Below are 15,043 nucleotides of genomic sequence, written 5' to 3'. Positions count from 1 at the left end.
TTTTGGAAGGGTCAATTCTTTTGAGTTGGCCCTTTTTTTAAGAGGACAGGTTTTGTCGTTGCGGCCGCGCCAGTTGGAGGATCGTGTTAAATGAAAACAGGTCATCTCAGAACGTTTTAATTTCCTAACTTTGTAGTTCTCAATAACAATCAAAACAAAACTATGTCAATCACCAACGAAGATCAGATGCTGGGAATGCAAAAAGTAAGTGAGGCTGTTGCCTATACACTGAAGAAAATGATGGATTACGCTGAACCCGGCATGACCACCAAAGATCTGGACGAATATGGAGCCCAAATACTGAAAGGTTTCGGAGCAAAATCAGCACCTTACCTGACGTATGGATTTCCAGGCTGGACGTGTATCAGCGTGGATAACGAATTCTGCCATGGGATTCCAACAGATCAAAGGATTTTGAAAGAAGGCGATCTGATCAATATTGATGTTTCAGCAGAACTGGACGGATTTTGGGCGGATAACGGAGGTTCCTTTGTGATTGGAAAAGATATTCACGGACATCAGAAACTGGTAGAGGCATCCAAAGATATCCTGAGAAAAGCTATCGACAATATAAAAGGCGGTGTCAAAATAGCAGACATAGGACATTTAATGGAAACAGAAGCGAAGAAAAGAGGTCTTAAAGTTATTAAGAATCTTGCAGGCCATGGAGTAGGGAGAAGCTTACACGAACAGCCTGATGAACTGCTGAACTACAGAAACCGGTTTGATTCCAGACGTTTTAAGAAAAACTCTGTGGTGGCTATTGAAACATTTATCTCCACCGATTCCAATATAGCTGTAGAATTAAAAGACGGATGGACTATGGTAGGGAATAAAGGCGGTTACATGGCCCAGCATGAGCATACCATTGTAATCACCGATGGAAAACCTATCATTTTAACCGAAATGAACGAAATCCTGAATTAAAAGAACCGCAACGGTGCGAAAACGATCATAATCATTTTTAAGGCACAAGAATGTTATTGCAATTCCCTGCTGAAAATCTTTGATTTTCTTGTGCCTTAAATATAGATCAGTAGTAAAAACTTTGTGCCCTTGCGTTAAAAACAAACTAACAGCGTTACTGTAATCACCAAGCTTCATCCAATCAACTTTTTGATTGCAGCTTTGCTCCCTTATATTCAGTTTTAAGAATAGAAAACTTTGCGTTTACTATAAAAACGATCCGTCATCTTATACCCAAAAGAATCTGCTGTAAATATTCCATTGATGAAAAAGCCAGACTTTAAATTGTTGGGCATAAAATACTTTGTTATATTTATAGAATAAAATCACCTCACAAACTATTCGCTATGAAAAAAATTCTTTTAATCCTTTTGGGAATCATAGTCATTCTGGCTGCTGTAGTATTAATTAAAACCTATACTTATCCGTTTAAGAAAAATAATATCGGAGCAGGCGAGGGCTGGAAACCGGTAAAAAATGATTCTGCAGTCATGAGACTTTCAGGAGGAATAAAAGTGCCTACCGTTTCTACAGGGAGCTTGGGTGAATTTGATTACGCTCCGTTTGATCAGTTTAAAACCTATCTGAAAACATCCTACCCATTGGTCTATCTAAATACGGAAAATGTTGAGGTCAACCAATATGGACTGGTGTTCAGGCTTAAAGGAAGCAATCCTGCTCTGGAACCCATTTTATTTCTTTCCCATATGGATGTTGTTCCGCCGGGAGATGCCGATGTTAAAAATAACGAAGAAAATATATACCGTCCGGATGATAAACCATTACAGCCTGTTTCAAAAGTTGCCGAAGACTGGGATTTTGCTCCTTTTTCAGGAGCGGTAGCCAATGGAAGAATCTATGGAAGAGGGGCAATAGATATGAAAGGAATGTTATTCTCCCTAATGGAATCCATGAATTCGATGATTAAAAATAAGCAGGTTCCGCAACGTGATATTTATCTGGCATTCGGTTTTGATGAAGAGGTTGGAGGACAAAAAGGAGCTATTCAGATCGCAGATTATTTTAAGAAAAAAGGATTGAAATTCGATGCTGTTTATGACGAAGGAGGATTGATTATGCGAAAAGGAAATGTAGCCGGAATTGATACGGATGTGGCTGTTGTGGGATGTGCAGAAAAAGGTTTTCTTTCCGCAAAGATAAAAGTTAAAGGACTTGGCGGGCATTCATCAATGCCACCAATGGAAAGTGCTATCGGTAAAGCAGCTGTTATCATGCAGCGTCTGGAAGATGATCAGATGAAGCCTGTTATTACCCCTTTAATCAAAGAATTTTTTAATAATATTGGAGGTGAAATGCCTTTTGCCACAAGAATGGCACTGGCCAATCAATGGCTTTTAAAACCGGTACTGATTTCTCAGCTTACCAAAAACAATACAACGAATGCTTTGGTGAGAACCACAACAGCTTTAACGATGATGAAGGGAAGTGATGGTACCAATGTACTTTCTCCCGAAGTGGAATTTGTTGTTAATTTCAGATTACTTCCCGGAAATTCGGTGAAAGATGTAAAAGATCATATTGCTAAAGCGACTGAAGGCTTTGATGTAGAAGTAGAAGAAATTGATAATACAAGGGAAGCCTCCGCTATTTCCCCAACCAATACAAGAGCTTTTAAAATGATAGAAGCCGGAGTGAAAGAAATTCATCCCGGAGCCATTGTTACGCCTTATCTTACTATGGCTGGAACCGATGCTGGTAAATATGAAATTGTAAGCAAAAATGTCTACAGGTTCATGCCGATCAAGATCAACAGTGCCGAGCAGCAGAGTATTCACAGTACCAATGAATACCTTAGCATTGAAAACTATCTGAAGATGATTCACTATTTTGAGTACATCATGAAGAATTACGACAGGTAATGTAAATGGTGAATGGTCAATTCGCTGCGCTTGTGAATTTTATAAGTTCGTATATAATTAAACGCAGTTCGCAAAGTTTTTTATGATGTTTATTTTTTCCGATCGTAGAGACGTTTCACTCAGCAATGTACACACTAATGTCTTTGGCTCAACGGAGTGTCTTTGCGAACTGATAAATTCTGTATATTAATAAACCTTCCGAACTTTAGTGTTAATTATGATTGACCATTGACTTTGCGAAGCAAAAATTGACCATTGACAAAAATCTTTTTACAAAAAAATATATTACGTCAAGTTTTGTCGCATTACACATATAGCTTTGTCATATCAAAATTACAGAGCTATGGAATTGCCATTTTACTTAAACTTTAACGACTTTGAAAGTAATTATTACGATAACCTTGAAAAATGGTTTGAAGAATATCATAATACCAGCGAAACAGATTATCTGGAAGCGCTTGCTGAGCTTTACAGGCCCTATGTGTATTATAACTTTGCAGATGATATGCTAAAGCCGGATGCTTCCATTGAAGTGAAAGACTGCTTTTTTCCTTATCATGAAAAAATAGGAATCTCTTTCTGTATTGATTGTGAAAGTGAAACTTCTCCATCCAATGGAATGAATCAGGTATTTGAATTTAAAAATATTTCCATGATGGAGTATGCCCAGCATATTCTGGATAAGATCAATAAGTTTTGTTCAAAAAATGCTCATGCTCTTGATGGCAGCAAAAATATTCAGGATTATATTAATGACTATACTATTATTACCTCTATGGAGGGAGTAGGGTATTGTATCAGCTACAACCGCCATCAGAAAGCCATTCCTTTTTTAAAGGCGTACCTGCCATACTATGGTCAGACGGTTAATATGGCGCTATACAGGGATTTCCTTTTTTCTGTTGTTCAGATTGCAGAATTTATAGATCAGAAATTAAAAACTGTGCATGCTTTTAAACAGACTATTTATGCACGCTCAAGAGCGGAAGCCAAATTCAATGTGCAGTTGAGCCGTCAGTTTCTGACTTTGTGCAACTAAAATTGTACACCAAACATTCATACTTAATTATATTGCGGAAAACTTATGTTTTTCAACCCAAAATCCCGGTCAGTAATGAACGGGATTTTGTATTAATAGCTTATTTACCTGTTTTTTTTATACGGGATATTCCATACCAGATCGGCGGCCAGATAATGAACACCTCCATGATGAATACTTCTGCTGTCTCTGATCAGATCATCCATATAGCCTATATCTACGGTAAAAGGGGAATTGGGAATCGTAAACATATAATAAGCAGCAATACGCATTTCACGATATCCAAAGGAACTCCACTCCTTATCCGGCTCATTGAGATGACTTATCGAAAACAAAGCTTCTGCGCTCAAGGCCAGTTTCTGATTATTTTTGGGAGATACATTATAGGTTAATTGGCTTTTGATACGGGTCCTGAATTGAAAATCTTCCTCTACTTGATGAAAGTCTGCATCAAAAAACTTCCTGAATTCCTGCCGTACGGTATTTTTAAGTTTCCATTTCCTGCCAAGATCAAAAGTGTAGGTGTATCTTCCGTAAAGTCTGAATTCCTGTTCTGTATTTTCCTTATCATAAGGAGCCGTGCTTTCATACTGTGGCTGACGACGGTAACTTAATGCATAGCTATACTGCTGGTGAGGAGCAAATGAATGATAGACTTCATGATTTAACACAATGATAGCCTGCTTCGAAAACAGATTATGGTGATCCGGACTGCTTTTTCTTCCGATGGCAACATAGCTCAAAGCCTGCTTTTTTCCCAGAGAATCAAGTTGTCGCTTCACTCCGAAGGCTCCCCAGAATGCATTGTTGGCGTCTCCCAGTCCAGGCGGGCTGATCTGTGCTTTGATAGATGTTCCTATACATCCCAATAAAAATAATCCTGCAAAAAATTTCTTCATGCTCAATAGGGGGAATATTTGTTTTACTGTTAATTTTAAATAACTGCGAAACCATGAGACGGATAAGAATGCTGTTGATACGCAGAGAGAATACTTTATAATACCAAAATTAGGGGCTTTGTTCATAGAATGTTTATTCAAAATCTTTTAATACTGTTTAAAAACAAGACAAAGTAAAGGCCTGATTTAGGATAGAATTAGGAATAGGATTCTAATGGAAAAACTGAATGTTGTAATAATATTTTAATTGTGGATAAAATGTGAGTAACTTGTTAGTAGTTTGTGGAAAAGCACTATGTATTTATTGGTTTACTGTGTAATTATTTTATTTTGTATGGTATATAAAGTAAATTGCCACAATATAAATACTGTGGCAATTTGGTTTATGGACTGGTTTATTTACTATTAATTCTGTCTTACTCCGCACATAGCATCCCATGTTGTCCAGAAATGGGCATTAATAGCTCCGATAGGCGGATTGGTACTGTCAGCAACAATTCCTACCATAGAAGCACAGTTGGAATTACAGCCTATTTCATTATGACTTCCGGCCTGAGGTGGAATCTGGCGCCAGGTACCGGTAGATCCGCTTAATAATTCTACTCTGATTTCAAAGATTCCTGAAAGATTGGGAGTCTGAATCTGTTTGGTAGGATTTTCACTTGAGATGAAGTCGCTCCAGTCTCCTTGTGAAAAAGTTACACGCCATGTAGAAATCATTTTGGAGGTATCGTTTTGTGGGGAAAGATACACCCAGAATTGTGCTCCGTTTCCAAGTACTAACTGACCTGAAGAATTTGCATTTACACTTGTTGATGTCATTTTGGTTTGGTTTTTAGTTTGTTAGATTGTGTATCAAAGTAACGAAGAACAAGGCACTTGCAGTAGCGTATAAATGACCAATTATTAAACTGAGTATAAATACTTATAGGAACGAATGTAAAATAATCAAGAAATTTTGATCATAAAAAAGCCTGTACTATTTAATAGCACAGGCTTTACTTTCTTGCAGAAAGGAAGGGATTCGAACCCTCGATACAGTTACCCGTATACTACCTTTCCAGGGTAGCTCCTTCAACCACTCGGACACCTTTCTTTTTGAGATTGCAAAAATAGTGTATTTTCTGGAATATCCAAATTATTCTTACAAATTAATCTGTAATTTCTCCACAAAGACTTCTGGTGAAGTTATCGGCAAAGCTTCCGGAGTAGTTAGGGTTATCAATAAGGTGCATGGCTTTGGTAATCGCTGTTTCCGCTGTCATGTCTCTTCCGCTGATCGCTCCGATTCTGGCGAAAATATTACTGTTTTCATACTTTCCGAATGAGATGCCTCCTGAAATACACTGACTTACCACTACAATTTCAGTCCCGTTATCCCGGATTTCCTGAAGCGTTTCCTGCGTTTTTGCACTGCTGAAAATGGTTCCCGAACCAAAAACCTGAAGAATAAGAACCTTCATTTTAGGAATTTCTCTGAAGTGACTCAGATGCATTCCCGGAAAAATCCTCCAGAATAAAATATCTTCAGAAATATGTTCATCCACGTGAAATTCTACTGTCGGGTCACAACGGAAAAGGTTATCTTTAATAATATTCAGATGAACTCCGGATTGTCCCAAAATAGGGTAATTCGGGCTTGCGTAAGCATCAAAATATTCTGCGGAATATTTCAGCGTTCTGTTTCCTCTTAATAATTTGTACTCAAAATAAATGGCAACCTCCTGAATGACTGCTTCGTCATTTTCATAAAGGCTGGCATAATAAAGGCTGGTCAGAAGATTTTCCTTGGCGTCTGTTCTCAGATCACCAATAGGAAGCTGGGAGCCGGTCATGATGACAGGCTTTCTTAATCCTTTCAGCATGAAACTAAGCGCAGATGCCGTATAAGACATGGTATCCGTTCCGTGAAGAATCAGGAAGCCATCGTAGTCGTTATAATTTTTGTGAATGTAATTAGCGATCACTCTCCATTCTTCAGGTCCCATATCCGAAGAGTCCAGCGGTTTGGCGAAAGGATGAACAAAGACTTCGCACTCCATAAGCCTCATTTCAGGCATCTTTTCGAATATATTTCCAAAATCAAAGGCACGGAGACTTCCGGTTTCATAATCTTTTTCCATTCCGATGGTTCCACCGGTATAGATGAGCAGGACTTTTCGCTTCATGTACTAATTTTATTAAGAATTGGAGCCCGATTAGGGTTCATAGGTCAAAATTACGTTAATTTGCAAAGATTTGAAAATGAATGAAACGTTTATCATGAAATTTTATAAAAATAGGATGAGAAATGGAGAGGTTTCATAGGGCTATTGAAAAAAATAACGAAATGCAGATGAGTGATTTATCGCAAACTTTTGAATATTTAAAACAGTTTTTAACGGAAGAAAGACTGGCGAAAATTGAACATTTCTCGCAGGAAAGTTCAGACTTTGTACTTCCGGTTGTAGAAGATGTCTATCAGTTCAGAAATGCAGCCGCAATTGTACGCTCTGTGGAAGCCTGCGGCTTCCATAAAGTAGTGGCTTTACAGGAAGAATACAGCTTCGAACCCAATCTTCGCGTAACAAAAGGGGCAGATACGTGGGTTGAAGTAGAAAAGCTTCCCCGGAATATGGAGTCTTTTCAGAATATTAAGAACAGAGGATATAAAATAGTGGCTGTTTCATTGGAAAAAAATGCTAAAATGCTGCCTGAATATGAAGTGACAGAACCTATTGCTTTGGTTTTTGGAACTGAAATGGAAGGTGTTTCCCAGGAAATTTTGGATTTTGCCGACGAGACACTGGCTATTCCAATGTATGGATTTACGAGAAGTTTTAACGTTTCTGTCGCAGCTTCAATCTGTATGTATGAACTGAAGCAAAAACTGATAAAGTCTGATATTGATTATAAATTAAATGAGGAAAAGCTTCTGAGAATGAAAATCCTTTGGGCTGTCAATTCAATCAGAAGCGGACAGCAGATTTTTGAAAAATATCTGAGAGAAAATAATATTGACTGGAAATAGTTAACTGAAATAAAAACGAGAAGGTTTTGTGCCTTCTCGTTTATATCATATTGTAATAATTCCATGCGGTTACAAAAACTCCCGCTGTTTCAGTTCTCAGTCTTTGATTTCCGAAAGAAACCGCCCTTACTTTGTTTTCTGCCAGAAATGCAATCTCCTTTTCAGAAAAATCACCTTCAGGGCCTATTAAAAAAGTAAGCTGCTTCAGCTGAGGAATATTTTTAAGATCAATTCTTTCCAGATTCTGATGACAATGCGCTACAAAGGTATGCTCCGGATCAATATTTTTCAGAAAATCCGTCAGTTTTACAGCATCATTGATCACCGGAAAATGAAACCTCAGACTTTGTTTTGATGCTGCAACAGCCTGCTTTCTGATTTTATCGATGTTGATGTTTTTACGCTCCGTTTTTTCAGTGATAATAATGCTTATTTCTGAAATCCCCATTTCCACCGCTTTTTCCACAAAGAATTCAATTCTGTCAATATTTTTAGTGGGAGCAATCGCAATATGAAGTTGAGGATTGAATTCCTGCAGATTTTCTTTGATCTCAGAAACTTCAATCCCTGCTTTCTTGCCTTCTATAATCAGTTTTCCGGAAGCCAGTTTTCCCTTTCCATCCGTCACGTGAATCGTTTCACCATCTCTCATGCGAAGAACTTTTACGATATGCTGCTGTTCTTCGTCATGGATGGTGACATTTTGATCTGTTATTTCTCCGTAAAATAGTTTCATTTTCTTTTTTTTACAAGCCACGAAGTGGCGCTATAATTAGCAAAGACTGCAGGTCTTTGGTTAAAGTTGTTTATATGACCTTGAGCTCTGAAAGAGCGAAATATTAATCCCAAATATATCTTTCATCAAATTCTATTTCATAATTTTTAAGAAATATTAAAAATTCATCTTTAAAATTTTTAATCTTATGATGTTCTTTTTGGTTATCAATGTAGCGTGCTACGGTTTCTATTTCTTTTGGATTCACTGAAAAACTTCCATATCCGTTTTGCCAGTAAAAATGAGAGTATTTTTTATCTTTAGTTTTAATCCATTTTGAAGAATGAGATTTAAAACTTTCCAAAAGCTTTATGAGAGTTACTTTTTTTGATAAAAGACAAAGAATATGAACGTGATCTCTATAGCCTCCGATTTTAACGGGATTACATTCCATATTTTTGCAGATTCCTGCCAGATATGAAAATAATTCCTCCTGTATTGCTTCATCAATTATCGGTTCTCTGTTTTTAGTAGAGAAAATAATATGAACATAATTTTTAACAAGAGACTGTCCCATTTTTATCCCGCTACTTCGTAGCTCTTTATTATTAGGCTGATTTATTTTCAAAGGGCTAAGCCTCTTTGCTTTTTACGTCACCACTTCGTGGCTCCGCAATCTTACAAATCATACTTTGCTGTTGCAGAAGTTCTCAGATCGGTAAATTCTCCACGTTCAAACTTCAGTTTTGCCACCATAGCGATCATGGCTGCATTGTCTGTTGTATATTCAAATTTTGGAATATAAATACTCCATCCCAGTTTTTCTTTATTGTCTTCCATTGCTTTTCTAAGTGCAGAATTAGCAGATACACCTCCTGCAATAGCCACCTGATTTACATTGAGATCTTTGGCTGCTTTTTCAAGCTTATTCATCAGGATTTCAATGATGGATTTCTGTACAGAAGCACAAAGGTCATTAAGGTTTTCCTTGATGAATTCCGGGTTTTTTCTGACTTCTTTCTGAATGAAATACAACACGGAAGTTTTAATACCGCTGAAAGAATAATCGTAGTTTTCAAGCTTCGGTTTGTTGAATGTAAAAGCATCAGGGTTTCCTTCCTTAGCCAACCTGTCGATGATAGGGCCTGCGGGGTAATCGAGGTCAAAAATCTTTCCTATTTTATCAAAAGCTTCTCCTGCTGCATCATCAATAGTTTTGCCGATGATTTCCATATCAAAATAGTCTTTTACCAATACAATCATGGTATGTCCGCCACTTACGGTAAGACATAAGAAAGGAAAGGTAGGCGGCACAGGATTTGCATCCTCGATGAAATGGGCCAGAATGTGGGCTTGGAGGTGATTTACTTCAATCAATGGTACATTCAGGCTCATCGCCAAAGACTTAGCAAATGATGTTCCTACAAGAAGAGATCCTAAAAGTCCCGGTCCGCGAGTAAATCCTATAGCAGAGATAGCATTTTGTTGTATATTTGCTTTAGAAAAAGATTTTTCAACAACGGGGATAATATTTTGCTGATGGGCTCGTGAAGCCAATTCAGGGACAACGCCGCCATATTCTTTGTGGATGGCCTGGTTCGCGGCAATGTTTGAAAGAATAGAATTTCCCTTGATGATAGCTGCTGAGGTGTCGTCACAGGACGATTCAATACCTAAAATTATAGAGTCGCTCATAATAATGGCAAAGTTAGAGAATAATAACGAGAATGAGAATAAAAAATCAGTAGCTGAAAACCTAGGGGATCAGGTACAGAAAACTGTTGAAAATGTAGAGGGAAAAGTAAGGGAAACAGTGAAAGAAGCATCTGAGCTTGCTTCGGATGCGATACATCATCCTGTGGAAACAGCTGAAGAGTTTGGTAAACAGGCTGTAAAAGATGTTACCAGCTATACCTGGTGGGCAAAGCTTCTCTTGATTCTCTTTTGGCTGGGTATTTTCCTTGTAGGTGGAGTCCTTATTGCCATCAACCTTCCGGTAACGAAAAGATGGGCCGCTGATCAGGCGCTGAAGCTTGTTAATAATGATTTTAAATCTGATTTTTCTACAGAAAGTGTAGATGTAAATTACTTCGGTGATGTAACCATTAAAGGCTTAAAAGTAAAAGATTATAAAGGGTTTGATTTTATTACAGCCCGTGAGTTTCGTGCAGACTCAGACTGGATGTCTCTGGCGGTAAATGCTATCTCAGGAAACAGCAATTCTTTAAGTTTTAACTCTCTGGCTCTTGTGAATGCCGATGTAAAAGTGATTACTTATAAAGGGGATAGTATATCCAATTTTGTAAGGTTTGTAGAACTCTTTGATAATGGTAAGAAAAGAGATCCCAAGAAACCTCCTTTTCAGCTGAATTCCAGAATTCAGATCATTGATTCTAAGGTTTCCATCGTTAATGAAAATTCTCCCGGAGACCAGGGAAAATGGCTTACCGCAACAAAATTCAATTTAAAAGCACCGAACGTAAAAGTCAACGGACCGAATGTTTCGGCGTTGATTAATAATATGTCATTTGTAACTTCAAGGTGGGGGAAATTTCACTTTGTGGATACCTTTTCAACAGAACTGTCTTTAACGAAGCAGTTTTTGTCATTAAAAGACCTTACCCTGAATACAGATCATACCTTACTTCAGGGAGATATCAAATTTAATCTTCACGACGGATCCTGGGCAGATTTTGCAGACAAAGTACGCTGGGATATGAATATCAAACAGGGAAGCCAGCTAAGCGGATATGATATCAGTTATTTTGTAACCAACTGGGATAATATCAAACCTTTCAATCTCTCTGGGGTTATGACTGGTCCGTTGAACAAATTTCATCTTGAAAATTTTCTGATCAGAAACCCTGACGTCAATATTGCTACCAAAACGATGAAGGTTAATAATTTACTGAAAGGAAATTTTGCTATTGAAACAAAAGATCTTTCCACAGATTTTACGTACAAGGATTTAAAAGCCATGATGCCTTCATTCATCTCCAAAAAGATGAAGAACTTTGCAGATGATTTCGGAAAACTGAAATATAACGGAACCGCAAAAGTGAATCCGGATCAGATTTATGTGGATAATGGTAACTTAATGACAGGAATAGGGCAGGCGAAAATTTCCAAGCTTACCTTGACTGGCTACAGTACTGCTATGCCGAAATATTCCGGTTATCTTGATGTAAAAGATCTGAATACCTCAGTCATCACAAAGAATAAATCGGTAGGCTTAATTTCCGGTAAATTTGATCTTAACGGACAAAGCTTTGATGTCAATACCATGCTTCTGACCACGAAATCTCAGATTGCCAGTATTGAAATTATGGATAAAACGATCAATAATCTATATCTGGATGGTTTATTGGATCATAAAAAATATAACGGACTCATCACTGTTAATGATGAGCAGGCTAAAGCTACAGTCAAAGGATTGATCGATTTCAGTACTTCAAGGATTGCTATGGACGTTAATGCAGACGTCACTTACCTGAACATGAATTACTTTACCAACAAGCCCGGCACTCAGGTGGTAAGTGGTCAGGTTGAAGGGAAAATGGCCATGTCTTCTATCAACGATCTAACTTTAGATGTGAATGCCAATAACCTTCACTTTGCTTCAGCTACTCAAAAATATAATATTCCGAATGCCAGGTTAAAAACGTTTGTTGAAGCAGGAGGTCGTGTCATTGATGTAGATGCTCCGGGAGCTGCCACAGGTAAAATTTCAGGAAAATATAACCTTGCAGATCTTGCAGGAATGGTAGAAAATGGAGTAGGGAAAATATTAGTGGGACCGCCGCCAAGAAAATTATACCGTGGACAGAATTTTGCGTTGAAGTTTGATGTCCAGCAGGGCCTTGTTAATTATTTCTTACCCGAATTGAGACTGCCACAGGGGGCGCTTGTAGAAGGGGAATATGATGGGAATTCCAACAACCTGATCCTGAATCTTGATGCGGCATCTTTAAAATATATAATGACCAAGGAAGATGAGATTACAGATGCTGACCAGTCGCTGGCATCTTCAAATCCTGATTATAAAATTAATGACCGAAAAAATCTCAGCAGAGACAGTGCAATGGTGGATAGTGTTAAAGTGAGAATTAATACCGGAGACCTTAACCAGCAATTGTATGCTAAGATCAACAGGGTCATTTATAATAAAAATGTAATTAAAGATTTTGAGCTTAAAGGGAATAATGAAAATGGAAATACACTCCATTTAGCAACCGTGTTCAAGCATGGCAGTCCTGATGATGAAATTAATGAAAAGCTTAAAGAATATGCGATCAATGTGGATCAGTCTACGGATGCAGCTGGTGATTATGTATTCAGGTTTGAACCTACCGAGGTAAAATTCAATGAAGTTACCTGGGCTATAGATACCAGCCCTGAACTGAATCACTCTATTACCTACAGAAAGAAAACTGGAGATTTTGATATCAGGAATCTGAGGGTATATTCCGATAAAAGTGCTTTGTTTATTAAGGAAGCCCAGTTTAAGTCAGCAAAAGACTTTTATGTAGATGCAGACATCAACGATTTTGCGGTAGAAAAGCTGCTGGAAATGCAATCCGGAGGAAATACTATGGATATTAAAGGTCTTGCCAACGGAAGCGTTAAAATCAAAATGGATAAAAGTACACTTCAGCCACTGGTAGATCTTAATATTGATGATATTAAGATGAATGGCGATGATATGGGGGATATCTCTATCTCTGCCACTAATGGATTCTCGCTGAATGTGTATGATATCGATGTGAAAGTTCACTCTGCCGGCGTACTTGGAAACAACAGCCTTAACCTTACAGGAACAGTTAATAATAATACTTCTTCGCCGATTATTGATCTTACTGCGGAAATGCGTGATTTTGACCTGGCATTTACGCAGCAGTTTGTGCAGACTATTTTCGGAAACCTTCGCGGAAAGGCAACAGGAGATCTTAAAATCAATGGAAAGCTTAACAATCTTGATTATAGCGGAGATATTGCTTTAAAAGATTTTGGATTAAAACTATTGTTTACCGGGGTAGATTATTCATTTGATGATACTGTGATTCAGCTTTCCAAAGGACTTGCTATCCTCAATAATATTGAAGTACACGACGGAAGAACCAATTCCAAAGGGAATATCTCCGGAGCGATTCAGTTTGAAACCCTTTCTTCCATGGGGGTATCTCTCGTAATGAGAGCAGACAACCTGTTGATGCTGAATACTACGCAAAAAGATTTTGACCTGTTCTGGGGAAGAGTGTACGGACAAGGAGATCTGTACGTGGACGGACCAGTTTCAGGATTAAGTATAACTACTCCTAATATGAAGGCGCTTAACGGAAGTACCTTTACCTTTAATTCCAGCTCAACGTCCAATGTAGAAGAATTTAAAATGCTGAGGTTCCTGAAAGAAGGAAAAGATGGTCTGATTACGCTGGAAGAAAAGAAGAAAACAGGAGCCAATATGAATATTGACTTCAATCTGGCGGTAGATAAAGGAACCACCGTAAATGTACTGGTAGGAGACGATGTGGGAAATATTACGGTAAAAGGATCAGCTGATCCGTTGAGGTTCCATATGAACAGACAGGGGAATATTGCGATGAGCGGTACCTATAAAGTAGATAACGGAACATTTGTCTCTAAGGCCATTCTTAATAAAACATTCCAGATCGAAAGAAACAGCAGTATAAGGTGGGATGGTGATGCGATGAAACCAATGCTGGATATTAATGCCAACTACATCAGAATGGTTTCCAATGCGGGAGAATATCTTAGTATGGGGAAACTGCAGCCTATCAGTATTCTACTGCAGGCCCATATCACCCAGTCGTTGGTAGACCCTCAGATTGATCTTAATGTGACTGCAATGGACGTATCCAGCCAGGTAAGAGAAACCCTTGCAGCGAAAATGAGCCAGGAAGGAGAGAAGGTTCTCCAGTTCGGATCTGTATTGCTATTGAGTACCTTTAACGTATCCAATACAGGTGGATTCGATGTAAATGTAGGAAATGTAGCGGAATCCTCAGGATATAATATACTTCTGAAGCAGTTGGGATCTGTTCTTAATACGATGAGTAACGAATTTCAGATTGACCTTAATTATGTGAAAGGAGATCAGAACTCAAATTATGGAGACAGAGCCAATGCGGGAGTAAGTGTAGCCCTTTCCCCGAGAGTCAATATCAAGACCGGTTTAGGTATTCCTTTATCAAAAACGGATGGTGCACAAAACAATTACCTTTCCACGGAAGGATCTGTAGAATATGATCTGTCTAAAAAGAATGATGGCTCATTGGTGATACGTGCGTATTCCAAGCCTACAAACATCGGTATGGTGAGTACAAACGGTTCTGCTAATCAAGCTTATGGCGGAGGGGTAGTGTGGAGTAAAAGCTTCAATTCTTTGTTTAAAAAGAAGAAAAAAGACAAAAAAACTTCAGATGCAAAAGGTGAAATAAAAACAGATTCTATAAAATCGAATGGTAAATAACTGGAGCTTTAATACATTTGGAGTTCCGGAAGGTGTTGCGGGGG

The 15,043-nt window shown here is 38.2% G+C and carries 11 protein-coding genes and 1 tRNA gene; 5 read left to right on the top strand and 7 right to left on the bottom strand.

Translation table 11 applies throughout. The features are described from left to right. Positions 1-162: 162 nt before the first annotated feature. From map to LIV57_RS08420, 3 genes are all read left to right on the top strand, one after another. The gene (gene map, locus LIV57_RS08430) at positions 163-927 is read left to right on the top strand and encodes a type I methionyl aminopeptidase (protein WP_227942270.1); all 765 of its coding nucleotides are present in this window, start codon (positions 163-165) and stop codon (positions 925-927) included. 386 nt (positions 928-1,313) lie between these two features. Next, positions 1,314-2,846 carry a M20/M25/M40 family metallo-hydrolase gene (locus LIV57_RS08425; RefSeq protein WP_227942269.1) on the top strand — a complete coding sequence of 511 codons (1,533 nt, stop codon included), beginning with the start codon at positions 1,314-1,316 and terminating at the stop codon, positions 2,844-2,846. A gap of 343 nt (positions 2,847-3,189) precedes the next feature. Continuing rightward, complete coding sequence (locus LIV57_RS08420; RefSeq protein WP_227942268.1) at positions 3,190-3,885, top strand: hypothetical protein; 696 nt, start codon at positions 3,190-3,192, stop codon at positions 3,883-3,885. Between the two features lie 104 nt (positions 3,886-3,989). Here the strand turns inward: LIV57_RS08420 and LIV57_RS08415 are convergent, their stop codons facing one another. From LIV57_RS08415 to LIV57_RS08400, 4 genes are all read right to left on the bottom strand, one after another. Then, positions 3,990-4,784, bottom strand: a complete 795-nt coding sequence (locus tag LIV57_RS08415; RefSeq protein ID WP_227942267.1) for a DUF2490 domain-containing protein — start codon at positions 4,782-4,784, stop codon at positions 3,990-3,992. Positions 4,785-5,189: 405 nt separating this feature from the next. After that, a complete protein-coding gene (locus LIV57_RS08410; protein WP_047428034.1) occupies positions 5,190-5,606 on the bottom strand; it encodes a hypothetical protein in 417 nt (138 codons plus the stop codon). A 187-nt stretch (positions 5,607-5,793) separates the two neighbouring features. Then, a tRNA-Ser gene (locus tag LIV57_RS08405) sits at positions 5,794-5,880 on the bottom strand. A gap of 55 nt (positions 5,881-5,935) precedes the next feature. After that, positions 5,936-6,952 carry an asparaginase gene (locus tag LIV57_RS08400; RefSeq protein WP_227942266.1) on the bottom strand — a complete coding sequence of 339 codons (1,017 nt, stop codon included), beginning with the start codon at positions 6,950-6,952 and terminating at the stop codon, positions 5,936-5,938. Between the two features lie 161 nt (positions 6,953-7,113). Here LIV57_RS08400 and LIV57_RS08395 point away from each other — a divergent pair, with 161 nt between their 5' ends. Beyond that, positions 7,114-7,794, top strand: coding sequence for a TrmH family RNA methyltransferase (locus LIV57_RS08395; RefSeq protein WP_227942419.1), 681 nt, complete (start codon positions 7,114-7,116; stop codon positions 7,792-7,794). Between the two features lie 40 nt (positions 7,795-7,834). On the opposite strand, the gene LIV57_RS08390 is transcribed toward LIV57_RS08395, so the two are convergent. From LIV57_RS08390 to tsaD, 3 genes are all read right to left on the bottom strand, one after another. Continuing rightward, complete coding sequence (locus LIV57_RS08390) at positions 7,835-8,530, bottom strand: RsmE family RNA methyltransferase (protein ID WP_227942265.1); 696 nt, start codon at positions 8,528-8,530, stop codon at positions 7,835-7,837. 103 nt (positions 8,531-8,633) lie between these two features. Beyond that, positions 8,634-9,137 carry an IS200/IS605 family transposase gene (gene tnpA, locus LIV57_RS08385; protein WP_227942264.1) on the bottom strand — a complete coding sequence of 168 codons (504 nt, stop codon included), beginning with the start codon at positions 9,135-9,137 and terminating at the stop codon, positions 8,634-8,636. A gap of 50 nt (positions 9,138-9,187) precedes the next feature. After that, positions 9,188-10,204, bottom strand: coding sequence for a tRNA (adenosine(37)-N6)-threonylcarbamoyltransferase complex transferase subunit TsaD (gene tsaD, locus LIV57_RS08380; RefSeq protein ID WP_227942263.1), 1,017 nt, complete (start codon positions 10,202-10,204; stop codon positions 9,188-9,190). Between the two features lie 4 nt (positions 10,205-10,208). Here tsaD and LIV57_RS08375 point away from each other — a divergent pair, with 4 nt between their 5' ends. Next, positions 10,209-14,999, top strand: a complete 4,791-nt coding sequence (locus LIV57_RS08375) for a translocation/assembly module TamB (RefSeq protein WP_227942262.1) — start codon at positions 10,209-10,211, stop codon at positions 14,997-14,999. Positions 15,000-15,043 lie beyond the last annotated feature (44 nt).

It is taken from the genome of Chryseobacterium sp. X308 (assembly GCF_020733145.1).
Taxonomy (GTDB): Bacteria; Bacteroidota; Bacteroidia; order Flavobacteriales; family Weeksellaceae; genus Chryseobacterium; species Chryseobacterium cupriresistens.
This window is presented reverse-complemented; position numbering and strand designations above follow the sequence as displayed.

Bases quoted from the DNA above. Each gene is read 5' to 3' on its own strand.
- map (WP_227942270.1), top strand. From the start codon at position 163: ATGTCAATCACCAACGAAGATCAGATGCTGGGAATGCAAAAAGTAAGT.
- LIV57_RS08425 (WP_227942269.1), top strand. From the start codon at position 1,314: ATGAAAAAAATTCTTTTAATCCTTTTGGGAATCATAGTCATTCTGGCT.
- LIV57_RS08420 (WP_227942268.1), top strand. From the start codon at position 3,190: ATGGAATTGCCATTTTACTTAAACTTTAACGACTTTGAAAGTAATTAT.
- LIV57_RS08415 (WP_227942267.1), bottom strand. From the start codon at position 4,784: ATGAAGAAATTTTTTGCAGGATTATTTTTATTGGGATGTATAGGAACA.
- LIV57_RS08410 (WP_047428034.1), bottom strand. From the start codon at position 5,606: ATGACATCAACAAGTGTAAATGCAAATTCTTCAGGTCAGTTAGTACTT.
- LIV57_RS08400 (WP_227942266.1), bottom strand. From the start codon at position 6,952: ATGAAGCGAAAAGTCCTGCTCATCTATACCGGTGGAACCATCGGAATG.
- LIV57_RS08395 (WP_227942419.1), top strand. From the start codon at position 7,114: ATGCAGATGAGTGATTTATCGCAAACTTTTGAATATTTAAAACAGTTT.
- LIV57_RS08390 (WP_227942265.1), bottom strand. From the start codon at position 8,530: ATGAAACTATTTTACGGAGAAATAACAGATCAAAATGTCACCATCCAT.
- tsaD (WP_227942263.1), bottom strand. From the start codon at position 10,204: ATGAGCGACTCTATAATTTTAGGTATTGAATCGTCCTGTGACGACACC.
- LIV57_RS08375 (WP_227942262.1), top strand. From the start codon at position 10,209: ATGGCAAAGTTAGAGAATAATAACGAGAATGAGAATAAAAAATCAGTA.